This is a genomic window from Sphingopyxis sp. 10G20-10, assembly GCF_057365075.1.
The window spans coordinates 89,903-113,708 of the sequence record NZ_CP195117.1; the positions used below are offsets into that span (position 1 = coordinate 89,903).

27 protein-coding genes and 1 tRNA gene are annotated in these 23,806 nt (G+C 58.8%); 15 read left to right on the top strand and 13 right to left on the bottom strand.

The features are described 5' to 3' along the window. The first annotated feature begins 34 nt into the window (after positions 1-34). The 4 genes from ACR3XE_RS00395 to ACR3XE_RS00410 are packed head-to-tail and all read left to right on the top strand — an operon-like array spanning position 35 to position 2,587. Positions 35-1,402: an aromatic ring-hydroxylating oxygenase subunit alpha gene (locus tag ACR3XE_RS00395; protein ID WP_486185823.1), complete on the top strand. Its 1,368-nt coding sequence runs from the start codon at positions 35-37 to the stop codon at positions 1,400-1,402. Then, on the top strand, positions 1,402-1,689 hold the full coding sequence (locus ACR3XE_RS00400) for a putative quinol monooxygenase (protein WP_473699517.1): 288 nt from the start codon (positions 1,402-1,404) through the stop codon (positions 1,687-1,689). Before ACR3XE_RS00395 ends, ACR3XE_RS00400 begins: the two co-directional genes overlap by 1 nt. 59 nt (positions 1,690-1,748) lie before the next feature. Continuing rightward, the gene (locus ACR3XE_RS00405) at positions 1,749-2,051 is read left to right on the top strand and encodes a putative quinol monooxygenase (RefSeq protein WP_473699516.1); all 303 of its coding nucleotides are present in this window, start codon (positions 1,749-1,751) and stop codon (positions 2,049-2,051) included. After that, the gene (locus ACR3XE_RS00410; RefSeq protein WP_473699515.1) at positions 2,048-2,587 is read left to right on the top strand and encodes a nuclear transport factor 2 family protein; all 540 of its coding nucleotides are present in this window, start codon (positions 2,048-2,050) and stop codon (positions 2,585-2,587) included. Before ACR3XE_RS00405 ends, ACR3XE_RS00410 begins: the two co-directional genes overlap by 4 nt. 20 nt (positions 2,588-2,607) lie before the next feature. On the opposite strand, the gene ACR3XE_RS00415 is transcribed toward ACR3XE_RS00410, so the two are convergent. The 6 genes from ACR3XE_RS00415 to ACR3XE_RS00440 all read right to left on the bottom strand — a co-directional run bounded on the left by ACR3XE_RS00415 (position 2,608) and on the right by ACR3XE_RS00440 (position 9,106). Next, a complete protein-coding gene (locus ACR3XE_RS00415) occupies positions 2,608-4,017 on the bottom strand; it encodes a 2-oxo acid dehydrogenase subunit E2 (protein ID WP_473699514.1) in 1,410 nt (469 codons plus the stop codon). 3 nt (positions 4,018-4,020) lie between these two features. Further along, positions 4,021-5,031 (bottom strand): alpha-ketoacid dehydrogenase subunit beta, encoded by a 1,011-nt coding sequence (locus tag ACR3XE_RS00420; RefSeq protein ID WP_473699513.1) that lies wholly within the window; start codon positions 5,029-5,031, stop codon positions 4,021-4,023. Positions 5,032-5,042: 11 nt separating this feature from the next. Then, a complete protein-coding gene (locus tag ACR3XE_RS00425; protein WP_473700278.1) occupies positions 5,043-6,014 on the bottom strand; it encodes a thiamine pyrophosphate-dependent dehydrogenase E1 component subunit alpha in 972 nt (323 codons plus the stop codon). Continuing rightward, positions 6,014-7,348 carry an aromatic ring-hydroxylating oxygenase subunit alpha gene (locus ACR3XE_RS00430; RefSeq protein ID WP_486185824.1) on the bottom strand — a complete coding sequence of 445 codons (1,335 nt, stop codon included), beginning with the start codon at positions 7,346-7,348 and terminating at the stop codon, positions 6,014-6,016. Before ACR3XE_RS00430 ends, ACR3XE_RS00425 begins: the two co-directional genes overlap by 1 nt. 13 nt (positions 7,349-7,361) lie before the next feature. After that, complete coding sequence (locus ACR3XE_RS00435; protein WP_473699512.1) at positions 7,362-8,123, bottom strand: SDR family NAD(P)-dependent oxidoreductase; 762 nt, start codon at positions 8,121-8,123, stop codon at positions 7,362-7,364. 227 nt (positions 8,124-8,350) lie between these two features. Beyond that, positions 8,351-9,106 (bottom strand): SDR family oxidoreductase, encoded by a 756-nt coding sequence (locus ACR3XE_RS00440; protein WP_473699511.1) that lies wholly within the window; start codon positions 9,104-9,106, stop codon positions 8,351-8,353. Positions 9,107-9,210: 104 nt separating this feature from the next. Between ACR3XE_RS00440 and ACR3XE_RS00445 the strand changes: the two genes are divergently transcribed. Continuing rightward, a complete protein-coding gene (locus ACR3XE_RS00445; protein ID WP_473699510.1) occupies positions 9,211-9,858 on the top strand; it encodes a TetR/AcrR family transcriptional regulator in 648 nt (215 codons plus the stop codon). 6 nt (positions 9,859-9,864) lie between these two features. Here ACR3XE_RS00445 and ACR3XE_RS00450 read toward each other — a convergent pair whose 3' ends face one another. Next, positions 9,865-10,596, bottom strand: a complete 732-nt coding sequence (locus ACR3XE_RS00450) for a ThuA domain-containing protein (RefSeq protein ID WP_486185825.1) — start codon at positions 10,594-10,596, stop codon at positions 9,865-9,867. Between the two features lie 101 nt (positions 10,597-10,697). On the opposite strand from ACR3XE_RS00450, the gene ACR3XE_RS00455 reads away from it, so the two are divergent. The 3 genes from ACR3XE_RS00455 to ACR3XE_RS00465 all read left to right on the top strand — a co-directional run bounded on the left by ACR3XE_RS00455 (position 10,698) and on the right by ACR3XE_RS00465 (position 13,401). Beyond that, positions 10,698-11,915 carry a CaiB/BaiF CoA transferase family protein gene (locus ACR3XE_RS00455; RefSeq protein ID WP_473699508.1) on the top strand — a complete coding sequence of 406 codons (1,218 nt, stop codon included), beginning with the start codon at positions 10,698-10,700 and terminating at the stop codon, positions 11,913-11,915. Positions 11,916-12,023: 108 nt separating this feature from the next. Beyond that, positions 12,024-12,587 (top strand): carboxymuconolactone decarboxylase family protein, encoded by a 564-nt coding sequence (locus ACR3XE_RS00460; protein WP_473699507.1) that lies wholly within the window; start codon positions 12,024-12,026, stop codon positions 12,585-12,587. A gap of 37 nt (positions 12,588-12,624) precedes the next feature. Continuing rightward, positions 12,625-13,401: a putative bifunctional diguanylate cyclase/phosphodiesterase gene (locus ACR3XE_RS00465; protein ID WP_486185826.1), complete on the top strand. Its 777-nt coding sequence runs from the start codon at positions 12,625-12,627 to the stop codon at positions 13,399-13,401. A 71-nt stretch (positions 13,402-13,472) separates the two neighbouring features. Here ACR3XE_RS00465 and msrA read toward each other — a convergent pair whose 3' ends face one another. Continuing rightward, positions 13,473-13,997 carry a peptide-methionine (S)-S-oxide reductase MsrA gene (msrA, locus tag ACR3XE_RS00470; protein ID WP_486185827.1) on the bottom strand — a complete coding sequence of 175 codons (525 nt, stop codon included), beginning with the start codon at positions 13,995-13,997 and terminating at the stop codon, positions 13,473-13,475. Beyond that, positions 13,994-14,443, bottom strand: coding sequence for a peptide-methionine (R)-S-oxide reductase MsrB (gene msrB / locus ACR3XE_RS00475; RefSeq protein WP_473699505.1), 450 nt, complete (start codon positions 14,441-14,443; stop codon positions 13,994-13,996). Before msrB ends, msrA begins: the two co-directional genes overlap by 4 nt. Before the next feature lie 196 nt (positions 14,444-14,639). Here msrB and ACR3XE_RS00480 point away from each other — a divergent pair, with 196 nt between their 5' ends. Next, entirely contained in the window at positions 14,640-14,900 is a 261-nt protein-coding gene (locus ACR3XE_RS00480) for a hypothetical protein (RefSeq protein ID WP_473699504.1), read from the top strand. A 334-nt stretch (positions 14,901-15,234) separates the two neighbouring features. Here ACR3XE_RS00480 and ACR3XE_RS00485 read toward each other — a convergent pair. After that, positions 15,235-15,308 (bottom strand) — tRNA-Cys (locus tag ACR3XE_RS00485). A gap of 255 nt (positions 15,309-15,563) precedes the next feature. On the opposite strand from ACR3XE_RS00485, the gene ACR3XE_RS00490 reads away from it, so the two are divergent. From ACR3XE_RS00490 to ACR3XE_RS00500, 3 genes are all read left to right on the top strand, one after another. Beyond that, positions 15,564-16,226 (top strand): protein-L-isoaspartate O-methyltransferase family protein, encoded by a 663-nt coding sequence (locus ACR3XE_RS00490; protein WP_473699503.1) that lies wholly within the window; start codon positions 15,564-15,566, stop codon positions 16,224-16,226. Between the two features lie 35 nt (positions 16,227-16,261). Continuing rightward, entirely contained in the window at positions 16,262-17,758 is a 1,497-nt protein-coding gene (locus ACR3XE_RS00495) for a TolC family outer membrane protein (RefSeq protein WP_486185828.1), read from the top strand. 76 nt (positions 17,759-17,834) lie between these two features. Continuing rightward, on the top strand, positions 17,835-18,275 hold the full coding sequence (locus ACR3XE_RS00500) for a DUF2497 domain-containing protein (protein WP_473699501.1): 441 nt from the start codon (positions 17,835-17,837) through the stop codon (positions 18,273-18,275). A 30-nt stretch (positions 18,276-18,305) separates the two neighbouring features. Here the strand turns inward: ACR3XE_RS00500 and nudC are convergent, their stop codons facing one another. Genes nudC through ACR3XE_RS00515 form a run of 3 tightly spaced genes read right to left on the bottom strand, consistent with a single transcriptional unit; the run spans position 18,306 to position 21,474 of the window. Continuing rightward, the gene (gene nudC, locus ACR3XE_RS00505) at positions 18,306-19,178 is read right to left on the bottom strand and encodes an NAD(+) diphosphatase (RefSeq protein ID WP_473699500.1); all 873 of its coding nucleotides are present in this window, start codon (positions 19,176-19,178) and stop codon (positions 18,306-18,308) included. Continuing rightward, entirely contained in the window at positions 19,178-20,464 is a 1,287-nt protein-coding gene (locus tag ACR3XE_RS00510; RefSeq protein ID WP_473699499.1) for a serine hydrolase domain-containing protein, read from the bottom strand. The genes nudC and ACR3XE_RS00510 overlap by 1 nt, the downstream gene beginning before the upstream one ends. Further along, positions 20,461-21,474: an A/G-specific adenine glycosylase gene (locus tag ACR3XE_RS00515; protein WP_473700277.1), complete on the bottom strand. Its 1,014-nt coding sequence runs from the start codon at positions 21,472-21,474 to the stop codon at positions 20,461-20,463. Before ACR3XE_RS00515 ends, ACR3XE_RS00510 begins: the two co-directional genes overlap by 4 nt. Positions 21,475-21,545: 71 nt before the next feature. Here ACR3XE_RS00515 and ACR3XE_RS00520 point away from each other — a divergent pair, with 71 nt between their 5' ends. From ACR3XE_RS00520 to ACR3XE_RS00530, 3 genes are read left to right on the top strand one after another with little or no spacing between them, the layout of a single operon-like run. Further along, on the top strand, positions 21,546-22,127 hold the full coding sequence (locus tag ACR3XE_RS00520; protein WP_486185829.1) for a DUF721 domain-containing protein: 582 nt from the start codon (positions 21,546-21,548) through the stop codon (positions 22,125-22,127). A 20-nt stretch (positions 22,128-22,147) separates the two neighbouring features. After that, positions 22,148-22,876, top strand: coding sequence for a thioredoxin domain-containing protein (locus tag ACR3XE_RS00525; RefSeq protein ID WP_473699498.1), 729 nt, complete (start codon positions 22,148-22,150; stop codon positions 22,874-22,876). Positions 22,877-22,918: 42 nt separating this feature from the next. Continuing rightward, on the top strand, positions 22,919-23,671 hold the full coding sequence (locus ACR3XE_RS00530; protein ID WP_473699497.1) for a thioredoxin domain-containing protein: 753 nt from the start codon (positions 22,919-22,921) through the stop codon (positions 23,669-23,671). Positions 23,672-23,806 lie beyond the last annotated feature (135 nt).

Below are 23,806 nucleotides of genomic sequence, written 5' to 3' on the forward strand. Positions count from 1 at the left end.
GGACAGGAGTCGTGGCAAAGGCCGGGAGAAAATAATGAACTTTGATTTCAGGAATTGGGCGATTCACGTAGGGTCACCTCACCCCTTCAACGCCGAAGTGCCGCGCCCCGACAATGGCACAGCACGGCCAACGCCCGAGCGATATTTTGATCCGGCGTGGCTGAACCGCGAATGGGACAAGGTGTTTACGCGTACCTGGCTATTGGCCGGTGTGGTGAGCGACATTCCCGAAGCTGGCGATTTTCTCCGATTCGATATCGGGACCGAATCCTTCATCATCGTGCGCGACAAAGAAAATGAAATCAGGGCGCACTATAATGTCTGCCCGCATCGCGGCAGCCAGATCGCGCTCGATGCCTTTGGCTCGGTCGACCAGTTCACCTGCCCCTTCCACAGCTGGCGCTTCAACCTAGACGGCAGCAACGCGAAAATTACAGACAAAGAAACTTTCAACCCCGACGTGCTGTGCCACGACACCAACATGACATCGGTGCGTTGCGAGCAAGTCGCGGGGCTTATCTTCATTTCCATGAATCCCGATGTGCCGACATTGCGCGAATATCTGGGCACCCTCGCCGACCATCTGGAGCTTTATGACATTGATCAGATGCATGTCATCCAGCACAAGCAATCCGACTGGGCGGCAAATTGGAAAGGCGGCGTTGACGCCTTTTATGAAATTTATCACCTCCACAGTGTCCATCCCCAGACCCAAGGCGTCATGGATGATCGCACGCAAATCGATCTCTATCCCAATGGCATGAGCCGCCAGTTCGTTCCGTTCGCACAGCCATCGCCGCGCTTCCCCGACCAGATTTCTGTCAATGAAGGCATCAAGATGATGCTGGCTGATGCAGGAATTGACCCGGATAAATATACCGGTACGGCGCAGGAAAGCCGTGCCGCCATCCAACAAGCAAAGCGCGCACGATCGGACAAATATAATCTGGGTTATGAAAAATTCAGCGACACCCAATTGTCCGATTCGACCATTTATGGCGTTTTCCCCAATGTACAGATCGGCTGTCATCCCGAAGCGGTTTTCCTCCATCGCTTCTTACCCCACCCGCAGGATCCGGGTCAGTTCACTTATGATACGATAATCTTGTTCAAGCATGAGGATATCCCTGGCTATGGAGCGCCCGCATGGATGGGATTGGAAGATGGCACGGACACGAGCGGACTGGTGCGGCCAGATATCGTCCATATTCCGCTAGGCGAGCCGCCACATCTGGGTGAAGTGCTCGATCAGGACAGCGAATTGCTGCCGATCGTGCAAAAGGGCGCACGGTCACGTGGTTTTCGCGGGCCATTATGGAGCGAACAGGAAGCACGTCTGCGCCATTTCCATGTCGAGCTCGATCGCTATCTTTCCGACGACACCAAGCTGGAGAAAAATTAATGCCCTGCACCTTCCTCGCGCGCTTCAAGATCAAGTCCGAAAAGGAAGCGGACTTTCTGGCTCTTATCCCGAAGATCGAGGCGATCAGCATCAAAGAACCCTATACATTGCTCTATCGCTTCTATCGCCTCGACGAACCGCAGATGTTTGCCGTGATCGAGAGCTTTACCGACGAAAGCGGCGACAAGAAACATCAGGAAAATCCAGAGAATGTCGCGCTGATTGACGACATTCTGGCCTGCATGGATGGCACCTATACGCGCGAATATCTGCACGATATCGCCTGACACTAGCGCCGTTTCCAGCGGTCAAAATCACATATAATTAAAACTGTGGAGAGCAATTCATGACGGCACCGGCGAAATCCTTTATCGCGACGCTGCGCGTAAAGTCCGAAAAGCGCGACGACTTCATCGCCCTGCAGACCGAACTAAAATCGCTAGTCAAAGCGCAAGAGCCGGATGTTTGGGTCTATGAGCTGCTGCAATCGGACGAGGACGCCGACCTTTTTTATTGCGTGGCGACATTTCGCGATGAAACGGCTTTTGATCATCACATGGGCATCGACTTTCACGACCGGCTGGTTCCGCCCATCATCGACTGTCTAGCCGAGGACATGCAGCTGGCCTTCTTCAAGTCGCATCAGTGACCGACGACAGCCTCGACGCACGATTGCGGCGGGTCGAAGACCGGATAGCGATCGCCGAGCTTCAGGCGCGCTACACAATTTATATCGACAATCATGACCTCGATATCGTCGGCCCATTATTTGCGCGCAACGGGCGGTTCCGGTCGGCCGATGGCGTGATGGATGCGGTTGGCCGCGAGGCGATTTGCGCCCAATATCGTGATCGGTTCGCGGCGCTCAAATTCGGATTTCATGTCACCCACGACCATCTCATCACCCTGTCCGAGGACGACCCAGATCACGCCACAGGCATTGTTTCCTCGCACGCCGAAGTTGTTCGCAACGGCGAGCCAATGGTGACTGCTATGCGCTATCACGATGTTTATGTGCGCGAAGACGGCTCCTGGCGGTTCGCCGACCGGTTGTTGCATTTCTTTTATTATCTGCCGGTCAAAGACTATTGCGCCGCCTTGCCGACGCGCGAGCGGATGCGGGCCTATGGCGATGCACGATCCGCTGACCTGCCCGAAGGCATCTCAACATTTGGAACGGGATAGGCTCGCAGCAGCAACCGACCCTAAAGCTGTTCGGGCGCCTCGACCAAAGCTGCCAGCGCCTCCAGAAAAGCCCCACCATCGGCGCCGTCAATCGCGCGATGGTCGCAGCTCAACGAGAAGTGAAGCACCGGAACGATCCGGATCGCGCCATTATCGTCGACCGGCTCCGACCGCGCCTTGCCCACGGCAAGGATTGCCCCCTGCGGCGGATTGATGATGGCATCAAATTGCTCGACCCCGAACATACCAAGATTAGAGACCGAAAAACTACCGCCTTGAAACTCCTCTGGCCGCAGCTTTCCAGCCCGAGCGCGTTGGGCGAGATCGGCAGTGCGCCCCGCAATCTCTTCTACCGACAACAGATCGGCGGAGGTTAAAATGGGCGTGATAAGCCCGCGCGACGTCGCCACCGCAATGGCGATATCGGCGTGCGTAAAGCGGTGGATGTCATTACCATGCACCTGAATATTGACCGCCGGAACTTCGCGCAGCGCCAGCGCAACCGCACGGACCAGATAGTCGTTGATGCTGGCCTTTTTACCCAAGCCTTCGCGCAACGCGATCAGCCGGTCCGCGCGCACACGGCGGCGCAGATAGAAATGCGGGATCGTGGTTTTGGCCTCGGTCAAACGGGCCGCAATGGTGCGGCGCATCGATGACATGGAAAGAATCTCGACATCGCCATCCGCCGCCGCGACCACCGTCTTGGTAGGCGGCGTGCTCGTCTGGATCAGCGCCAGCACATCGGCCTTGCAGATGCGGCCGCGCGGTCCGGTCCCCTTTACTTTGGCAAGGTCGATGCGGTTTTGCACCGCCAGTCGCCGCGCGAGGGGCGAAGCGAAAACCTCTTCTTGCCCTTCCACTTTGATCGGCCCTTTAAGTCCGGCTGACCGTTTGCCGAGAATGGCCTTGTCGACATCTTGCAACGTGATGCGGCCCTCGCGTCCCGTCGCGACGATTGAATCAACCGCAAGTCCAGCTGATTCCGCCTTGATCCGGGCGGCAGGACTGATCGCCACATCCTTCGCAATGGTGATTTTTTGCGGCGCAGGGTCGGACTTTGGCGCTGTTTTACTCTCGGCGGGTTCGCTTGGCTTCGCCGCGGGCGCCTCGTCACCACCCGGCATACTCGCGTCGATGGGTTTGAATCCGGCCACAAAGGCATCGATATCCCCAGCCGACGCATCGGGCGGACCCAACACGCCAAGCAGAGCGCCGACCGGCAAGGTTTCGCCCGCCGACGCCACCAGCCGGACGAAGCAGCCATCGGCCTCAGCCTCAACCTCGTTGGTGATCTTGTCGGTTTCGATGAGCGCGAGAAGCTCTCCCTTGGCATAGGGTTTACCCTCGGTGACCAACCATTCGGCCACGGTCCCCTCCGACATTTCGATGCCCCATTTGGGCATGGTGAAGGCCTTAAGGCTCGCCATCGTTCAGCCCCAACCCAGCACGTCATCGACCGCCGTGACGATCTGACCGGGCGAAGGGAGCCAGGCCCGTTCCAGCTCGCGCGCAAACGGAATCGGGGTATGCGGCGCGGTGACCATGCGCGGCGGTGCTTTCAGGCTGGTGAAGGCCTTTTCGGCAACCAGCGCAGCAATATCGGTCGCCATCGAACAGCGCGGCGGGCTTTCGTCAACCACGACCAAACGCCCGGTCTGTTCGACGCTGTCGAGGATCGCCTCTTCGTCGAGCGGACTGGTCGTGCGCGGATCGATGATGTCGCAGCCGATGCCCTTTTCGGCGAGCGCGTCCGCTGCTTTCTCTGCAAAGCTGACCATCCTGCCAAAAGCAACAATCGTCACGTCGCCGCCTTCGCGCACCATGCGGGCATGGCCGAACGGGACCAGATGCTCGCCTTCGGGGACTTCGCCCTTTTTTCCGAACAGCGACTTATGCTCAAAGAACATGACGGGATCGTCGCCGCGCAGCGCCTGCGACAGCAAGCCTTTGGCGTCGGCTGGCGTCGTCGGCAACGCCACCTTCAATCCGGGCACGGCGGTGAGGAAATTATAAAATGCCTGACTGTGCTGAGCCGCCGCGTTCATGCCTGCGCCATAGATGAGCCGAACCACGACGGGGCATTTGGTGTTGCCGCCGAACATATAGCGGAACTTGGCAATCTGATTGATCAGCTGATCGGCGCACACGCCAATGAAGTCGGCAAACATCAATTCCGCGACGGGCCGCTTACCCGCGAGCGCCGCTCCAGCGGCGGCACCGATGATGGCGCTTTCGGAGATCGGGGTATCGATCACGCGGTCCGCACCGAATTTACCGATCAGCCCGCCGGTTGTGCCCCAGATCCCGCCGATGGCTTCCTGCCCGCCCGCCGTGCCCGCACCGCCGGCGATATCCTCACCCATGATGATGATATTGGGGTCGCGCTCCATTTCGTCGTGCAACGTCTGGTTGATCGCGTCTCTGATTGTCATGATCGCCATGTCGGTATTCCTCAATATTCCGCGTAGACGTCTTCGAGGACGTCTTCTGGTTGCGACACGGGCGCTTCGCGCGACGCCGTCACTGCGTCGCCAATCAGCTGGGCAACCTCGACATCGATCGCGTCGAGATCAGCCGCTGTAAGCAGCGCGGCGTCGATGGTGGAAGCCCGGAAAGCCTTGAGGCAGTCGCGTTCGTCACGGATGCGTTCAAGCTCACCCTTGGCCCGATAGCGCTGCGGATCGCCTTCAAAATGGCCATAGAAACGCTCGGTATCTAGCTCGATAGCCGCTGGACCACCGCCGCCGCGGACATAATCCAGCAACTCGCCCATCGCTTCATAGGTTTTGAAGAAGTCCGATCCGTTGGCGCGCCAGACTTTCATCCCGAACGCTTCGGCGCGGCCGGCGATGTCGGTTGATGTGCCGACCGCATATTCATAACCGGTATGTTCGGAATAGTGATTATTCTCGAACACAAAGATCGCCGGAACTTTTAGCACCGCGGCCATGTTCATCGCTTCAAAGGTCGTGCCCTGATTGCAGGCACCGTCGCCCGAAAAAGCAATGGCGACCTTGCCCTTGCCGTCGAGTTTGGCCGCGATGGCCGCACCCACGGCCTGCGGCGCGCCCGCCCCGACGATACCGTTTGCGCCCAACATACCAATCGACGTGTCGGCAATGTGCATCGATCCGCCACGCCCTTTACAAAGCCCGTCGCGCTTGCCGTAAATCTCTTTCATCATACCCGTCACATCGCACCCTTTGGCGATGCAATGGCCGTGACCGCGATGGGTTGAGACGATCATATCTTCGTAGTCGAGATGCGAGCATACACCGACAGCCGCCGCCTCTTGCCCACAATAAAGATGCGTGAAGCCCGGAATTTCGCCCGACTTGATTTCTTCGTGCAGCCGTTCCTCGAACTGCCGGATCGTTGCCATACGGCGATAGGCGCCGAGCAGATCTTCGCGCGACAATTGCATCAAATGTCTCCCTCTCCGGGGCCATTGTGGCCATAGATATATTGGCTGATGACATCGTGAAAATGCCGGATTCGCAGTTCCTGTTCGCCGATCCACAATCCGGGAAACGCGCTGGAGTGCATGCCTTTTTGCACGGTTGGCAGGTTGAACGCATCCTGATCGAGAACTTGTCCAATCGATCTGTCACCATGTTTGAAATGCTGGTGTCGCGGACGATCCGGCCACTCCTCACCCTCTGGAACCAGTTCGAATATCCAGATGTCATAGAACATCTTGTCCGGATCGGTTGGATGCGGTCTTTGCCGGAACATCATCACGTCGTCGGCATGAACGTTCAGCGAGACGTTGGGGAAAATCATATAATGATAGTCGTCGGTCAGCTGATCGTCGTTGAGATCCGAATAGTCCTTGCCCTGCGCCTTGCCATGTTTGCGTTTGTGCAGCTGGACGGCGCGCCGGACATCGCCAACACGCCCTTCATAATCGGCCGGGTCCATCTCTGCCGCGCGAAGGATTCCCGCAATGGCAGGCGGCACCTGGCTCGGCATCGAAACGCGCGGGCTGATCGTGGCAAACGGGATCAGATAGCGGTTGTGTCGATCATAACAATCGATCTGGATGTTGACATCATCGAGATACCATTGAAGCTGCGGGTGGATCCCCTGCACATGATAACTTTCGTTGAACGCATCGACGCTCGCCTTCCAGTTGCAGTCCCATTCGACCGTGACGTCGCGGGTCCATGCCATGCGGTCGAAGTGATACGGGTCAAGATGCTGCGGAATCGGGTCCAGAAACTCTTCGAGCGGTTCGGGGTCGGGATTGAGCGTGAACCAGACAAAGCTGCCCCACTCGCCGCACTTGACCTCCGGAATTGCCCCGCACGGTGGCCCGCCTTGCGGAAAAGTGTCGAGGTCGGGGATGCGGACAATCTTGCCTGTCCAGTCATAGGTCCAGTGGTGGTACTTGCACTGGAACATCTCTTCCGCCGCGCCCAAACCTTCGGGCCGCAGCTTGTTACCGCGATGCAGGCAAACATTGTAAAAGCCACGAACCGAACCGTCCGACTGCCGCACCAGAATGACCGATTCCTTGCCGATATCGGTGCAGATATAATCGCCCGGCTCTGCCATGTCGTCAGAGCGCCCCGCCAATAGCCAGACTTTGGTCCAGATGCGGTCCCATTCTTTGCCCATGAAGTCTTTGGACGTGTAGCGCTCTGCCGGAATCATCGCGTCGCCCAGACCGGGCGCGGGCGCTTTTGCCGCAGGTGTTCCGTTCGGCCAGGCTTCGGGATCGACCCGCAACACATCCACTTTGCGCTTCACGTCCATCGCGAGGGGGCTCCTAGAACTGAGTCCGGTTGGTGAAACCGCCGTCGACGACCAGATGCGATCCGTTGCACCAACTCGCGGCCGGGCTGGCCAGAAACGCAACGGCGCGGGCGATCTCTTCGGGCTTTCCGAACCGCCCCAGCGGTTGCTGGCGCAATTGCGATTTATAGAATTTCTCCATCGTTCCCTTGATCATTTCCCAGTTTCCGCCTTCGAATTCGATCGGCCCGGGGGAGATGATGTTCACGCGGATACCCTTGTCACCATAGGCGAGGCCCAGTTGCTTGCCCCAGGTGATGAGCGATGCCTTCATGGCATTATAGGCCTGCGGGCCGCCCATCGCCTCGCTGGCTGATGTCGTCGCCAACAGGATGATCGAACCGGTTTCGCGTTCGATCATGTCGGGCAAGACTGCCTCAACCGCGCGAACCGGACCCATGACGTCGATATCGAACGCGCGCGTCCAATATTTCTCGCTGCCCATGCCGCCGCCTGCCGAGCTGATCGGGATGAGGATATCGACACCCTCCATGGCCTCGACCGTCTCTTCGAGCCATTTCTTATAGGGGTCAGCCTTTTGCACATCGACCGCCGAGCCAATGACCTTGGTGCCATATTTGCGCAGATTGGCGATTGCTTCTTTCACCGCATCTTCGGAACGGGCGGTGATGGCAATGTCGCAGCCTTCGCGCGCCAGCACCTCGGCGATGGCAAAGCCAATTCCGCGTGCCCCGCCGACGATGATCGCCTTCTTTCCCGACAGTCCTAAATCCATGGCATCCTCCTGGCATTTCCAATTTCGTTCAAGCGCGGCACAGGTCTGCGCAGCGCGACAACGGACAGCTACATAGTCTTTCCTGTTGCGGCGCAATCGGCGCTGGATAGCGTGATCGCTTCCGCAACATGTGTAGCCTCGCGCATAGCCGCATCATTAACCCATGCGGGTCGAGACTCAAGATAAAAAAGTCATGTCTGACTTTTTTGTGCAGTGCGGTCGGAGCCTCAAGGGCGAATGGTCATGCCATTGTCTACGATATATTCACCGCCGGTCAGGAAGCGCGCTTCGTCGCTGACGAGGAACAGGATCAGGTTGGCGACATCCTCTGGCGCGCCCGTCGCACCCGCTGGCAACACCCCGTCCGACACCGGCTGCTCCTGCCCAGCACGTCCTTCGGCATTTTGCACCATCGGGGTTTCGATAGAGGAAGGGTGCAGGGTGTTGACCCGAATCGGATAGCCCTTGTCCTGACAATGAACTGCAATCGACTTGCTCATCGAGCGTACCGCTCCTTTTGCCGCAGAATAGGCAAAGAAAGGCGGATAACCAATGTGGCTAGCGATCGACGACATGTTGATGATCGAGGCCGAGCGCGACTTGGCGAGCAAGGGAAGGCCAAGTTTGCAGCCCAGAAACACACTGGTCGCCATCACCCGCATCACACGCTCATATTGGTCGAGTGTCGTTTCTTCGGGATCGGCAACGACCACGATCCCGGCGTTATTCACAAGGATGTCGAGCCGCCCATAGCGCGCATCAATGTCGGCATAAACGCGTTTCCAGTCGGCTTCGGAGCCGACGTCTTGCGTGACCGCAATGGCGTTCGCGCCCAGCGACGCGGCCAATTCCTGTGCCGCCTCTGCATTGATATCCGAAACGAACACGATTGCGCCCTCGGCGATGAAGCGGGTGCAATCGGCCTTGCCGAGTCCCGATGCACCACCGGTTACCAATGCGACTTTTCCCTCAAGACGTGCCATGCTATCTCCCTTGCCATCAATCCGGCCAAGAGTTTCAGCTTGTGCTTGATTTGTCAAAGGCAAACAATCATGATTGTTTTAAATAGACCGGGGGCAACAATCTGATGGCGCGTGCAACGAGTCGTTCAACTGCATCACTTTCGCCATCGGGGAAAAAGGATGAACCATCGCATCAAGCCCTGAAAAGCGCACAAACCAAGGCTCGTCTGGTCGAAGCGACCATTCGCTGCCTAGTCAAATATGGCTATTCACGCACCACCACGCCCAAGGTTGCGGACGAAGCCGGCTTGTCACGCGGCGCCATGCTCCATCATTTCGAAGGTGGCCGACAGCTGATGCAAGCCACCATCGTCGAATTGCACCACAAGCAGTTGCGCGCCTTTCGCCGCGCTGCAGAAACCAAGGACCATAATGTCCACACGCTGGTCCGCGCTTATTGGGGTCAGTTGCTTCGACCCAATTTCATCGCGTTTCAGGAGCTGGCGATCGCCGCGCGCACCGACAAGGAGTTGCTCGCGATTCTCGAACCGGTGCGCATCGAATTTCGCGAACGCTGGTACGAACTTGCCATCCAGCTGTTCCCCGAATGGCAGCGCGATCTGGAAAAATTCAATCTGGCGTTGGCGCTGTGCCAGAATCTGCTCGAGGGGCTGGCGATCAACCGCATGACGCATGGCGTCGATGAAGCGATGATCGACGCGGTTCTCACCAATTTGGAAAAGGATATTCTGACGCTCCGCCCGTCCGACTGACCCCTCTTATGCCGCAGTGATTCCCCATCGGATGCTGCGGCGCAGGAGTTCGTAATAGACCGGATAGTTCCAGGCGCAGCGATCGGGATGCGGGTAAAAGGGCCGGATCGGCGCCAGATCATAATGTCCGCGACAATGGCCGAGCGTGAGATAGAGAATCGCGCCCTTGCCGACTTGCCGCTCGTACAACACCGGAACCTCGCTTTCGTCCCAGACCCGGTCGCCATAATCGGCGCAGCCACCCGCAAATTCGGTGTGCATCAGCACGTCAATCTCGCCCCTACGCTGGCTGAGATACAGTTCGTCATGAACGTTGAAGTCGCGCAGCCCCTGAGTCACCGGGTGATCGGCGTTGCTGATCCGCACCTTGAACGGACCGACGGGCGGATGGCCTTCGAACTGCGAGCCCAGCAAATCCATGAATTCGGGGGCCTCGTCGGGCGTTTCAACGGTGCCGTCATCGGCAAAGCGAAGCAGCGAGTTGGTGCCGTGCAGCGCCAGCCAACGGCCGCCCGCTTCCAGAAATTCGCGCAACGCGGCGACCTGTTCAGGCGGCGGCACAACGTCGCAGGTATAGGTTATCAGCAAGCGGCTGTCCCGAATCAGCGCCGCATCGCTGTAATCGGTCGCGACCGTGGTCCGTATTTCGGGCTGTTCGGCGAGCAGCTTCAACAGCTCGAGCCGGGCAAAATCAATATCATGAAACTTTCCCGCAGCAATCAGGTGCGCACGCGTCATTCAGGGTCCCTTTCCGTCGTCATCGTCCAATAGGCTATTGCATTTCCCGTCCATGACAAGCAAAAACAATCAGAGTTGTTTGTAATTTTATATGGGAAAATATGATGGCAGGACGGGGAATTGGCCCACTCAAAGGCGTCAAGGTGGTCGACCTCACCAGTGTTCTCATGGGTCCCTATGCCACGCAAATCTTTGCCGATTTGGGGGCCGACGTGATCAAGGTGGAAAGCCCCGACGGCGACACCACCCGCCATATTCCCCCGGGCAAGAAGACCGATCGCGGGGCCATGTTTATGAACGTGAACCGCGGCAAGCGCAGCATTGCGCTCGATCTCAAAACCCCCGCCGGACGCGCCGCGCTGCTCAAAATCTGTGAACGGGCCGACGTGTTTATTCATTCGATGCGCGCGCAGGCAATTCTGCGCCTCGACCTTGCCTATGAAGCGGTGAAAAAAGTGAACCCGCGCATCATTTACGCCAATCTTTATGGCTTCGGTCGCAAAGGCCCCTATGCCGATTACCCCGCCTATGACGACATCGTGCAGGCCGCATCGGGGATTGTATCACTGCAGGCGTCCTTGTCAGACGGCGTCCCGACTTATCTTGCGACCGTAGTCGCCGACAAGGTCGCCGGCCTCAGTGCCACCTACGCCGTCATCGCGGCGCTTTATGCGCGAGAGAAAAGCGGGCGGGGGCAGGAAATCGAAGTACCGATGTTCGAAACGCTCGTTTCATTTTCGATGATCGAACATCTGTGCGGTTCGCTGTACGATCCGCCCATTGGCAAGCCCGAATATCCGCGTGTCACATCGCCGAACCGCCGCCCCTATCGGACAAGTGACGGCTATATTGCCGTGATGATCTATAATGATCGCCACTGGAAAAATTTCTTCGACGCTATCGGCAATCCGGGCTGGTCCAAACAGCCGATGTTTGCCTCTCTGCGCAACCGCACAGAGAATATCAGCACTGTTTTGGACCATGTTTCCAAGGTGCTGGCCGAGCGCACGACCGATGAATGGATGACGCTTTTCAAGCAAGCGCAATGCCCGGCCATGCCGATCGCCAGCTTGGAAGACCTGTTGTCCGATCCGCATTTGCAAGCGACCGAATTTTGGCATCAGCGCGAAACGCCCGAAGGCACAATTCGTATGCCGGGCATCCCGGTCGATTTTTCGGACACCCCCGGAGCCATCGGCGATCCCGGACCCGACCTTGGCGCCGATAGCGCCGACATTTTGCGCGACGCAGGCATGAGCGATGACGAAATTCAGGCGCTGATCGCAGCGAACATCCTCACCATCAGCGACACCGAATGAGCCTGCTCGGGCACTGATCAAAAGCACCGACCACTGATTGACTTGCATTATATAAACAATCATGCTTGTTTCTTAATGCTCTGAAAGCCGCCCTGAAGGAGAGCGTTTGTGCCACGCGTCCATGTTCCCGATTCACACGCAGACGACCCTTCGGCTTTTGTATGGTCGCACTATGCCCCCGAAATAGCCGCCGCAGCCGGAAGCTATTCGCGCGCCGTCTATGAAAGTTCGACGATGACGCTGCGCGAGATGGAAGCCGCGCGGATGCGCACCGCGCAAATCAACGGGTGCAAACTTTGCATCGGGATGCGCGCGGCGCGCGACCTTGAAGGACATCTCGAACGATCGGGCGGCCACCCCGAGCGCGCGGTCTCTGCCCGTGGGAACCCGGCGCCCGGCGAGGAATTTTACGCCGCCGTCGAGCGATGGCGCGATGCGGACTGCTTTTCGCCTCGTGAGCGGATTATCATCGAATATGCCGAGCGCATGGGCGACGCCCCCCAGTCGATGGAAGAGGATGAGGATTTCTGGGCCAGAATGCACGCTCATTTCAGCGATGCCGAAATCGTTGATATGACTTTTTCAATTGGATCGTGGATCGCCTTGGGCCGACTTACCCATGTGCTCGAACTTGATGGCGTTTGTATGCCGACAGCGCTTGCCGCGTCCTGACGGGTATAACATGCACCCAGGAGGCGCCCACCGCGAGATGGAACTCGATCTGCGCCACGCCATCCGCAACGGCGAGTTCAAACTATATTTTCAGCCGATCTATAGCATCCACAAAGAACGACTGAAGACGTTCGAGGCGCTCATCCGGTGGCAGCACCCCGCCAATCTCATGATCTGCCCCGCCGATTTTATTCCGCTGGCTGAGGAGTGCGGCCTGATCACCCCGATTGGCGAATGGGTGATCCGCGAAGCCTGTCGCCAAGCTGTGTCCTGGCCAAGAGACATCTCGGTCGCAGTGAACATTTCTCCCAAACAGCTAGTAAGCCCCAATCTGGCGAACATTATATTGTCGGCACTGGCATCATCGGGCCTGTCTGCAAACCGGCTCGAACTCGAGATTACCGAGAGCATCCTGATCGCCAATGTCGAAGAAACGTTACACGCCCTGCATGGCTTGCGAACGCTGGGCGTCCGTATCGCGCTCGACGATTTTGGTACGGGATATTCCTCTTTCAGCTATTTACGATGCTTTCCGTTCGACACGCTGAAGATCGACCAAAGTTTTGTCCGCGACCTCGCCGATGGCGGCAATTCTGGCGCTGTGATCCGCACCATCACGACCTTGGCCGATGCGCTGGGCATGGAAACAGTCGCCGAAGGCGTAGAGGACAAGGCGCAAGCCGAAATCCTGCGCCGCGAAGGCTGTCGACAGATCCAGGGCTATTTGCTCAGCAGGCCAATAGAGGCTCATGCGGTGCACAATTTTATCATGGATATGGCGTCAGCATCCGATGCTTTGCGGCAAACCGCATAGAACATCGAGCACGCAGGATTGTGCCGATTGTCGAAGCGGTCGGTTTTCGCAGATTGTCTGGCGTGGCTTTCCTATACCGCCTCCGCCCGGCGCGGCAATTTCCATTCGGGACGGATGAAATGGCAGGTGTATCCGTGCGGAATGCGCTCCAGATAATCCTGATGCTCTGGCTCCGCCTCCCAGAAATCACCTGCCGGCGTTAGTTCGGTCACGACCTTGCCTGGCCAAAGATTGGAAGCATTGACATCGGCGATGGTATCCTCGGCAATAAGTTTCTGCTCGTCCGAGGTATAGAATATGGCCGACCGATAGCTGGCCCCGCGATCGCCGCCCTGGCGGTTTGGCGTTGAAGGATCATGAATCTGGAAAAAAAATTCCAACAAGTCTCGAAAGCTGATCGCCGACGGATCATAGATGATTTCTATCGCTTCGGCATGGGTGCCATGATTGCGATAGGTCGCGTTGGGAACGTCACCGCCTGTGTATCCAACGCGCGTTGCAATGACCCCATCATATTTGCGGATCAAATCCTGCATTCCCCAGAAACAGCCACCGGCCAAGACGGCCCGTTCGTGCGTGTTCGTGTCAAAGATCATGCAACATCCTCCACCTGATCAACAAAATCTCCATATCCCTCAGCCTCCATATCATCGCGATGGATGAAACGAAGCGAGGCCGAATTGATGCAATAGCGCAAGCCACCACGATCTTGCGGACCATCCGGAAAAACATGGCCGAGATGACTGTCGCCATGCGTCGATCGAATTTCCGTTCTCACCATGCCATGCGTCGCATCGCGCAGCTCATTGATGTGGGCGGGCGTAATCGGCTTGGTGAAACTGGGCCATCCGCAGCCTGATTCAAATTTGTCGGACGAGGCAAAAAGTGGCTCACCGGAAACGATATCGACGTAAATTCCGGGCTCCTTGTTATCCAGATACTCGCCTGTACCAGGCCGCTCCGTGCCATTTTCCTGGGTAACATGGTGCTGCTCCGGCGAGAGCTGGGCAACGGCCTCGTCGGTTTTACGATAATTTGCCATTATCATTCTCCGTTGATCTTGTGATGTCGACAAGATGGGTGGGCGAGCGGCGTTTTTAAAGAGGGAGTTTGTTCCCTGTCGGCACTTATGCCAGCTACATCTATGCCGCGCGGCCAATGCCTAAACCTTCGACGGAGCCAAATGGCGAGGACGTCAGTCCATTTCCTTGGAGCGCATAATCCGCTAGCAAACCTTCATGGATTTGGACGACCTGTTGCAGCGCTATTTTGGCACCTCAGATATTATGGAGGCGTCGCCTGCGGTCCAAGCTGCTGGCCTAGATCGACTGCGTGTCGACTTCGGTCTCGAGCAAGATCGGGCGCGACGCTTCGCCTTGTGGTCTCTCCTTTACATGCTCGGCGCTGCGCCGGATCTCGACGTCGCCTTCAAAGAAGAGGCCGATCGCGAAGCGGCACGGGATATGATGGACCTGCTCGCAGCCTCTGACGAGGATTAAGCACCTATTCGACCGGCCGCGGGAGGCGCTTGCCCTTTGTGCGGCTCGTGAGGTGAAACAAGCGGCAGCGATCGCAGCGGTATGTCCGAAGCAGCATCCCGGAGCGCTGAACGACAACAAGCGCCTCCTCCTCCGACCGATACGAAAGCTTCTTTGCGCAAATGCTAAGTCTGGTGCGCACCTTATCTCTCGGTCAAAAAATTCTAGGGTGACGGCTTATCGCACAAAAGTGCCTGAAATGAAGCAAAGTCGATACGCAAGCGATTCCTCACAGCCTAAGCCATTGCAGCGTTTCACCATGACAAATGTCTATCTGGAGATTGAGTAAGCTCGGTGGAGGCCCGAGCCGGAATCGAACCGGCGTGCGAGGATTTGCAGTCCTCTACGTAACCACTCCGCCATCGGGCCTCATGCCGATTGCCGATTTGCCGCAGCGGCGAACCGGGGTTTGGTCGGCAGCGCTAGTGATGGGATTTGCCGCTCATGTCAAGGATTCGGCGCAGTGAGTGTCCTTTCAAAAGCCATCAAGGGTTGGCGGCGACAATGCGGGCGGCTATGCGCGGCAACGGGCAAGCCGCTATGCTGTATTATCATTGCAATACAGCATAGCATCGGTTACTACAGGCCCGATCTGGATAGTCATAACAACGACGGATGAATGGGATGGCCACGAAATTGAGCGACATCAGCACTGCCGACATGCGCGCCACGATGATCGATACCCAGTTGCGAACCAACGACGTCATCGACCCGGCGGTTGTCGGCGCGATGGGCGCGATACCGCGCGAACAATTTGTTCCCGCCGCTTTGGCGAGCATAGCCTATATCGACCGCCCGGTGACGCTGGGCCACGGACGCGCGCTTAATGCGCCGCTCGTCACCGGCCGCCTGTTGGTCGCCGCAGCGATTCGTCCCGGCCAGCGCGTTTTGCTGATCGGCGGCGCAACGGGATATTGCGCGGCGCTGCTGGCGAAATTGGGTGCCAAGGTTCATGCCGTGGAAGAGCAAGCCGACCTGATGGCCACCGCTCGCGCATTGACCGCCAACTCTGACGTCGAGTGGGTCGACGGGCCGCTCAACGCCGGTGCGCCCGACCAAGCTCCCTTTGACTGCATCCTGATCGACGGCGCGATTGAAACGCTGCCATCAGCATTGGTCGAACAGCTTGGCGAAGGCGGCCGACTGGTCGCGGCCAAGCGCGAAGGCGCGGTCACGCGACTGGTTCAGGGCATCAAGGCCGGTGGGTCGATTGCACTGCGTTCCTTTGCAGACATGGATGCGGTTGCGCTGCCCGGATTTGACCGCGCGGCCGGATTCCAATTCTGACGCTTCTCTCTCCCTCCCCTTTCAGGCTGAAAATAATGGTCGAAGCACGAATTTCCCCTTCCTTACGCCACCGGAGCCGATGGCTCGCCGGGTTGGCGACTGGCGTCTTGCTATTGTCGACCTCTGCGGGAGCAGAAACGCTGCAAGGTGCGCTCGCCAAGGCCTATGTGAACAACCCGACGCTGACCGCGACGCGCGCCGGACAGCGCGCCAATGACGAGAATGTTCCGATTCAAAAAGCGTCGGGCCTCCCCGATGCGGGTGTTTCCGGCGGGTATCAGGAAAACCTGATCATACCCGGCAACAGCTTTTCCTCGCCGGTGCGGATTGCCAACGGCAGTGCGCAACTGTCAGTCCCCATTTATCAGGGCGGGGCTGTACGTAACGCCGTGCGCGCCGCCAAAATTCGCGTCGAATCGGGTCAGGCCGATTTGCGCGCGACCGAAGCAAGCATTTTCGCCCAGGTTGTCGGTGCCTATATGGACGTCATCCGTGACAGCGCGATCGTCAGCCTCAACAACAATAATGTCGCAGTGCTGCGAACCAATCTGGAAGCGACGAAGGACCGTTTCGAGATTGGCGACCTGACACGCACTGACGTGGCCCAATCGGACGCACGACTGGCGCTGGCCGAAGGGCAGTTGCGCACCGCCGAATCCAATCTGATCGGCAGCCGCGAAGCCTATATCCGTCTGGTTGGTGAAGCCCCCGTGGATTTACAGGCTCCGCCGACGCTGCCCAACATGCCGAACAGCGCTGACGACGCCGTCGCGGTCGCCCTGGACAATAACCCCGACATCAAATCGGCGAATCTGGCCATCGATGCCTCGCGCGCGGATATCGGCGCGGCGCGGGCATCGCGCCTGCCCAAATTGTCGGCCACCGTCGGCGGAAGCTATAATAATTTTCTCGGCTCGCTCGGCGGCAATGTCCCGGGGGTCAGCTTTTCGCAATCGACGACCAGCGCACAGGCGGGCCTGTCGCTCACGGTCCCCATATTCCAGGGCGGTCGTCCGTCGGCCCGTGTCCGTCAGGCTCAGTCGCGCAGCAGCCAGGCGATCGAGACCTATATCGCGACCGAACGTAGCGTGATTGCCCAGACGCGCGGTGCCTATGCTGCGTGGCAGGCCAATGAGCGGATTATCGAAGCGACGCAGCAGGCGACCAACGCCAATGCCTTGTCGCTGGAGGGTGTACGCGCCGAAAACAGCGTCGGAACCCGCTCGATCCTCGACATTTTGAATGCTGAGCAAGAATATCTGAACACGCAGGTCCAATATGTTTCGGCCAAGCGCAACAGCTATGTCGCCGCCTTTTCGCTGCTCGCCGCCATGGGCAAGGCCGAAGCGCGCGATCTGGGGATCGAGGGCGGTGCGCTGTACGATCCCGACGTCCATTATAACAAGGTGAAGGGCCAGATTTTTGACTGGGCCGATGGTCCAAAGCCAAAGCAAGAGGCGACCGATACACGCAATATCCCCGCCGCCGATGCCTCGGTTGATCCGGGCGCGAATCCCATTCCGGGACAATAAGGCTTGGCAACCCCCATCCTCGACCGGTAAGAAGCGGCAAGGGTCCGGAACGCGGGCCAGCCAAAAGGGGGCCTGTATGGGCGATTTGTCGCGAGAACCATCGATGGAAGATATTTTGTCATCGATCCGTCGCGTCATCGCGCGCGACGAAAGTCCTCAGTCAATCCGTGAATCCAAGGCTGGCGCATCGCATGATGTGCTGGAGTTACAGGAAGAAGATGGCGATGCGCCCGAAGCTGCAGCGACAGGCGATGTCGCGGAATCGGCGGAGGAGCTTGTTTCCAACGCTAGTGCGGATGCAGCGCGTCAATCACTCGAAGCGTTGAACGCCGTCATCACGCCCGACCCCGCTCCTGTTGCCACGCCCTCGACGCCGTCCGGCGGGCGCTCGATGGAAGATGTGGTGATCGAGGCGATGCGCCCGATGCTCAAACAATGGCTCGACGCCAATCTGCCCGAAATGGTCGAAGCGATGGTAGCGAAAGAGATCAGCCGGATTACCGGGCGCCGATTCTAAACGCTGATTCGTTTCGGCACGAAATCGAAGCTAACGCTCCACCCAATCTTCCAGCAGATAGCGCGCAATGGCGAGCGGCGGCGGCCCCATGAACGGGGCGCCCATATCACCCGAAAGTGCGGCGCGAACATCGTCGCGGTCGACCCACATCGCCGCTTCCAGTTCATTGGTATCGAGCGTAATCTGGTCATCTTCGGCGGTCGCGAAACAGCCGATCATCAATGATGAGGGGAAGGGCCAGGGCTGGCTGGCCAAATAGGTTACATTCGACACGCGGATACCCGATTCCTCGAACAATTCGCGCGCCACCGCTTCTTCGAGCGATTCGCCCGGTTCGACAAATCCGGCCAGCGCAGAGAAAAAGCCCGGCGGAAAGCCTGGCTGACGCGCAACAAGCACGCGGCCATCATGTTCGGCGAGCATGATCACAACCGGGTCGACGCGCGGAAAATGTTCGGCCTTGCACTGAGAGCAATTGCGCCCCCATCCGGCGCGATGCACTTTGGTCGGGGTCCCGCACACCGCGCAGAAACGGTGGCGCGCATGCCAGTCGACCAAACTGCGCGCGCCACCATAAAGCGCCGCTTCCTCACGCGATAATAGGGGCAAAAGCCGCATCAGGGTGCGTGATCGCGCATCGACGCGCGCGTCGACAGGCGCTTCGCGCACAAAATGCGGGATACCAGCACCGTCAAGACCGACGAGCAATAATTCGCGCGGATCTGCCGGATCAATCGCTTCCCAGCTCAGCCCCCCGCCGTCACCGGGAACCGGATCAATCCCGTCCAGCACCAGACAACGGGCGCGCGGATCTGCCTTGGCCGCGGCGAAACCTTCGCTATCGCTCCGCAGCGGGTCCGCCCGGTCAAGCGTCGCGCCAGTAAAACCGAGTGGTGACCGCATCAGCGCAGGACATCCTTGTAAAAGGCTTCGCCGAACTTGCTTTGAAATGGCAGCGCGTCGGAGGGCATATATTGTGTATAGCCGCCAACGCGATAACCGCGTTTGCGATCAACAAAGCCGATCGTGCCGGCGGCACCGCCCCAGCCATAAACGCCTTCGCCTGTCACCGAATCGGCAAGCGATACGCGCCCACCCGCGCCAAATCCCTGCCCGTCGATCATACTACCTTTGCGCGCGACTTTATCCTCCAGCAGGTTCGACATGCCCAGCCTAGCAGTCTCGGCCTTCATAATCCGAACCCCGTCCAATTCGCCTTCGCCGAGCAGCATGGCAAGGAAACGGTCATAATCGCGCGCGCTGCTGACCAGTCCGGCACCGCCCATCGGGAACGGCGGTTCATCCAGATAGATCGAGCTTTTCGCCGGATCGATCGGAAGCAACGCACCGCTAAATGGTGCATAGTTGGTGGACAACCGCCCGACCTCGCTTGCGGGAACGCGGAACCATGTGCTGCTCATGTCCAGCGGGTCAAATATCTTGTCCTGCAAAAAGGCGTCGAACGGCTGACCCGAAACGACTTCGATCACCCGCCCCATCAGGTCGAGCGCCACCGAATAGCTCCATTGCGTCCCCGGTTCATAGACAAGCGGCAGCTTGGCCAGATTGTCGGCAAACTCTGCCAGGCTGTGCAGCTTCTTGCCAATAGGGACCCCCGGAATCGGCAAACGGCTAACTTGTCCTGGTAGAATCCCCGCCTCGACATAGGCGTCTTTGATCGGGCCTTTTTGAATGATGTTATAGCCAAGCCCCGCCGAGTGGGTAAGCAAGCGGCGAATCGTAATCGGCGATGTGGCGGGTTTCAGATCGGTAATCGATCCATCGGGGGTGACCTGCACCTGCATATTGGCAAAGGCAGGCAATATATCCGCCAGCGGTTGATCAAGGCTCATCTTGCCGGCTTCGATCAACATCATCGCCGCCATGCCGGTCACCGGCTTGGTCTGCGAATAAAGCCGCCACAACGTATTGGCATCGACCGGTTTGTCCGAATCCATCGCCTGGGTGCCTGTGCCAAAGGTCAGGAGTGCGCCCTGTCCCTTGCCGATGGCGGCCAGCGTACCAGCCAGTTCGCGCCGGTCGACAAAGCCTTTGATGAAATCATGCGTCGCGGGATAAAGATTGGCCTCTTCGGCAAAAGCAAATGCCGCGTGCGGTGCCATCAGCGCGGCGCTGCCCCCAAGGGCGAGCCCGCCGAGCAACGCCCGTCGCGAAACCATCATATTCATGCGATTTTCTCCAGCATTTTTTCCACCAGTTTGCGATAGAGCGTCGGCAACCCCGCCGCGTCAAGGGCGGAAACCGGCCACCACTCGCCTTCCGCTGCGGAATCGGGGCTTGCGCGGCGCAGGAGCGACAGATTCAAATCGAAATGGGTGAAACTATGCTCCACCATCACCAGCCCCGACTCTTCGAAAGGCGCATCTTGCCATTCCCCACCGGGCAGTGCACGCATCCCGCCCAACATGCCTTTATCGGGGCGACGGACCAGCCAGACGTCCCCATCCCGCTCTATCCAATACGCAATGCCGTGACGCCGGGGCTTAACCTTCTTCGCCGGTTTGACAGGCAGACGCTCAAGATCGGCTCGCCCGCGTCCGGCACAATCCGAACGCACCGGACATAAGTCGCAGGTGGGGCTGCGCGACGTGCAGATGGTCGCACCCAAATCCATCATCGCTTGAGCAAAGTCACCCGCACGGGCGGTTGGGACGAGCGGCGCCAGTGCTTGGCGGATCGGTTTCTTTGCGGCTGGCAAGGCGGTGGTGATGTGGCGATGACGCGCCATCACGCGTTCGACATTGGTGTCGATCACCACCGCCGGACGGCCAAAGGCAATCGCGGCGACCGCCGCCGCCGTATAGTCCCCAATCCCGGGCAGCACGCGCAGCGCCGCCACTTCATGGGGAAAGCACCCGCCATGGTCACACACCACGGCGCGCGCGCAGGCGATCAGATTACGGGCGCGGGCATAATAACCAAGGCCTGCCCATGCCGCCATGACATCGGCATCATTGGCCGCCGCTAGCGTCTCCACCGTCGGCCAACGCCTTGTGAACTCATGGAAATATTCGGAAACTGCCGCCACTGTTGTTTGCTGAAGCATGACCTCTGCCAGCCAGACACGATAGGGATCGGGCGGCGTCCGGTCCCCCGGCGCGGTCCGCCACGGCAGCACACGCGCCGACCGATCATACCATGCGAGCAGCCGCGCCGCGAAATCGCCGGGGGCTTGCAAAGTATCGGGGGCCGTCGCGGCACGATGGGAAGTCTGGACGCTCACCCCCTGCCTATGCCATGACACCGGGCATGACGAAAGCAGGCAGCAAGGATGGCGGCGACAAGCCCCCCAAGGCCAAGGCGGGTGCCAAGAATAAGGCCGCCGCCAAAGCCCCCGTGCGCGCCTATGAACGCCCGCGCGGCGGCGAAGCGCGCGCGATTTCAGACCTTGTCCCCAGCATCGGGCGCGCCGCCTTTCGCAAATTCGGCTTTATCCAATCGTCGGTGGTCAGCCGCTGGCGCGAAATTGTCGGCGACCGGCTGGCCGATGTGACCCAGCCCGCGATGATTCGCTTTCCTGTCGGGGCAAAGGCGGGCGGGACGCTGCACCTGACGATCAGCGGCGCCCATGCCCCGATGTTGCAGCATGTCACGCCCGACATCATCACATCGGTCAATCGCTTCTTTGGCTATGCCGCCATCGCGCAAGTGCGGATGACGCATGGGCAGATAACCCCCGCCAAGCCCGTTCAGCCACCGGCAATGCTGAAACCGGTACCGGCAGAATTGGGGGATAGTCTGCGGGACATCGGCGATCCGGAATTGCGTACCGTGCTGGAACGCATGGCATCCGGTTTGGCGGCTCCCCCGAAATTGCCCCGCATCCGTTAAGATAAAGAGACGCCTTGCCCATGACCAAGACCCTTTCCCGTCCCATGTCCCGTCGTCTGGCCTCGGTCGGCCTTGCGCTGGCGTCGCTGACATTGCTGGTCGGCGCAGCCCCCGCCAAACCGGTCGCAAAAGCCTGGTCGACCCATGTCACGACCAGCGCCATCGGCGCCCATGTCATCGGCAACCCAGCCGCAAAGGTGCGGTTGGTCGAATATTACAGCTACACCTGCCCCCATTGCGCCCATTTCGCGAGCGAGTCTGCGACGGCGCTCAAGACTCAATATGTCGATAAAGGGCTGGTTGTCGTTGAATATCGCAACATGGTGCGCGATCCCGTCGACATGACGGCGGCACTGTTGGCCCATTGCGGCGATGCCAAGACTTTCGCTGGCAATCATCAGGCCATATTTGCCACACAGTCGGTCTGGCTGGGCAAATTGATGAAGCTGACCCCCGAACATCAAAAGACTTGGTATGTCGGCGATCTGGGGCAGCGCGCGGCGCGGATTGCCGCTGACGCGGGACTCGATAATTTTATGAAGTCGCGCGGCTATACCGCTAACCAGATCACCGCCTGCCTGAACGATGGTGTGGCGCTAAGCGAATTGACGGCGATGACCAATATCGGGACCAATGCCGATCATATCACCGCCACCCCCAGTTTCATGATCAACGGCAAGCTGCTCGACGAAGTCCATGCTTGGCCCGCGCTGAAAACGCGGCTCGACGCCGCGATAAAGCCATCCTAAAACCCCTCTTCCTTATTCCAAGACACTGAAATGAGATTTGATATGACCACGCCCCGTTTGCCCCTGATTTTGTTGAGTTCGCTCGGTGCCTTGGCTTTGGCCGGTTGCGGAGGGAATGAAGCCGCCGCGGATGGCAGCAAGGAGCAAGCCGTCGTAGCCAAGGTTGCGGCACCCGCCGGAACGAGCTGGTCCGACACGGTCAGCAAAACAGCCGACGGCGGCTATGTGATGGGCAATCCCGATGCGCCGATTAAGGTGGTCGAATTTGGATCACTGACCTGTTCGCACTGCGCCGCATTCTCGAATGAAAGCCATGAAGAGCTGCAGCGCGATTATATCGACACAGGTCGGGTCAGCCTGGAATTGCGCAACTTCATCCGCGATCCGCTCGACGCGACGGCGGCGGCGGTTCTTCATTGCGCACCCACCGACCGCTTTTTCCCGCTCGCTCAGAATGTCTTTGCCTCGCAGGAGGAACTTTTCTCGGGCGCGCAAGCCAATCCCAAGGGCGGCGAAGCGGCCATGGCGCTGGCCCCGGCCGCCCGTTTCCCTGCTCTGGCCAAGGCATGGAAACTGGACACTTTTTTCCAGGAACGCGGTGTGACAACGCAACAGCTTAACGCCTGCCTGTCCGATATTGGTAATATCGAACAGCTGGAAAAGACCACCAATGACGCGATCAAGAAATATCAAGTGCAAGGCACCCCGACATTCTTGATAAACGGTGCCGTCGTCGAAGGCGTCGCCAGTTGGGGGCCACTGCGTGACAGGCTTCGCACGATGGGCGTTCGCTAAGCGCGTCCAGCCTGTCCAAGAGGCTGTGCTACCCCCTTGCGACTCCCCTCTTGGCACGGCATGACAGGGGCCAAGGGGGACATGTGACACCAAGGTTGCGATCATCGGGATCCAGCATTTTGCACGGGGAGGCTC

What these genes read in the sequence shown, in the direction of transcription:
- ACR3XE_RS00425 (WP_473700278.1), bottom strand. Translation starts at nt 6,014, where the DNA reads ATGCAATTGTCGCGCGAAGATCTGCTCGGCGCCTATCGCCGTATGGCA.
- ACR3XE_RS00520 (WP_486185829.1), top strand. Translation starts at nt 21,546, where the DNA reads ATGACGAAAGCAGGCAGCAAGGATGGCGGCGACAAGCCCCCCAAGGCC.
- ACR3XE_RS00465 (WP_486185826.1), top strand. Translation starts at nt 12,625, where the DNA reads ATGGAACTCGATCTGCGCCACGCCATCCGCAACGGCGAGTTCAAACTA.
- ACR3XE_RS00445 (WP_473699510.1), top strand. Translation starts at nt 9,211, where the DNA reads ATGGCGCGTGCAACGAGTCGTTCAACTGCATCACTTTCGCCATCGGGG.
- ACR3XE_RS00480 (WP_473699504.1), top strand. Translation starts at nt 14,640, where the DNA reads ATGGATTTGGACGACCTGTTGCAGCGCTATTTTGGCACCTCAGATATT.
- ACR3XE_RS00525 (WP_473699498.1), top strand. Translation starts at nt 22,148, where the DNA reads ATGACCAAGACCCTTTCCCGTCCCATGTCCCGTCGTCTGGCCTCGGTC.
- ACR3XE_RS00450 (WP_486185825.1), bottom strand. Translation starts at nt 10,596, where the DNA reads ATGACGCGTGCGCACCTGATTGCTGCGGGAAAGTTTCATGATATTGAT.
- ACR3XE_RS00420 (WP_473699513.1), bottom strand. Translation starts at nt 5,031, where the DNA reads ATGGCGATCATGACAATCAGAGACGCGATCAACCAGACGTTGCACGAC.
- ACR3XE_RS00510 (WP_473699499.1), bottom strand. Translation starts at nt 20,464, where the DNA reads ATGAATATGATGGTTTCGCGACGGGCGTTGCTCGGCGGGCTCGCCCTT.
- ACR3XE_RS00395 (WP_486185823.1), top strand. Translation starts at nt 35, where the DNA reads ATGAACTTTGATTTCAGGAATTGGGCGATTCACGTAGGGTCACCTCAC.
- ACR3XE_RS00530 (WP_473699497.1), top strand. Translation starts at nt 22,919, where the DNA reads ATGACCACGCCCCGTTTGCCCCTGATTTTGTTGAGTTCGCTCGGTGCC.
- ACR3XE_RS00405 (WP_473699516.1), top strand. Translation starts at nt 1,749, where the DNA reads ATGACGGCACCGGCGAAATCCTTTATCGCGACGCTGCGCGTAAAGTCC.
- ACR3XE_RS00455 (WP_473699508.1), top strand. Translation starts at nt 10,698, where the DNA reads ATGATGGCAGGACGGGGAATTGGCCCACTCAAAGGCGTCAAGGTGGTC.
- ACR3XE_RS00440 (WP_473699511.1), bottom strand. Translation starts at nt 9,106, where the DNA reads ATGGCACGTCTTGAGGGAAAAGTCGCATTGGTAACCGGTGGTGCATCG.
- ACR3XE_RS00490 (WP_473699503.1), top strand. Translation starts at nt 15,564, where the DNA reads ATGGCCACGAAATTGAGCGACATCAGCACTGCCGACATGCGCGCCACG.
- ACR3XE_RS00400 (WP_473699517.1), top strand. Translation starts at nt 1,402, where the DNA reads ATGCCCTGCACCTTCCTCGCGCGCTTCAAGATCAAGTCCGAAAAGGAA.
- ACR3XE_RS00430 (WP_486185824.1), bottom strand. Translation starts at nt 7,348, where the DNA reads ATGGACGTGAAGCGCAAAGTGGATGTGTTGCGGGTCGATCCCGAAGCC.
- ACR3XE_RS00495 (WP_486185828.1), top strand. Translation starts at nt 16,262, where the DNA reads ATGGTCGAAGCACGAATTTCCCCTTCCTTACGCCACCGGAGCCGATGG.
- ACR3XE_RS00500 (WP_473699501.1), top strand. Translation starts at nt 17,835, where the DNA reads ATGGGCGATTTGTCGCGAGAACCATCGATGGAAGATATTTTGTCATCG.
- nudC (WP_473699500.1), bottom strand. Translation starts at nt 19,178, where the DNA reads ATGCGGTCACCACTCGGTTTTACTGGCGCGACGCTTGACCGGGCGGAC.
- msrA (WP_486185827.1), bottom strand. Translation starts at nt 13,997, where the DNA reads ATGATCTTTGACACGAACACGCACGAACGGGCCGTCTTGGCCGGTGGC.
- ACR3XE_RS00435 (WP_473699512.1), bottom strand. Translation starts at nt 8,123, where the DNA reads ATGGATTTAGGACTGTCGGGAAAGAAGGCGATCATCGTCGGCGGGGCA.
- ACR3XE_RS00415 (WP_473699514.1), bottom strand. Translation starts at nt 4,017, where the DNA reads ATGGCGAGCCTTAAGGCCTTCACCATGCCCAAATGGGGCATCGAAATG.
- msrB (WP_473699505.1), bottom strand. Translation starts at nt 14,443, where the DNA reads ATGGCAAATTATCGTAAAACCGACGAGGCCGTTGCCCAGCTCTCGCCG.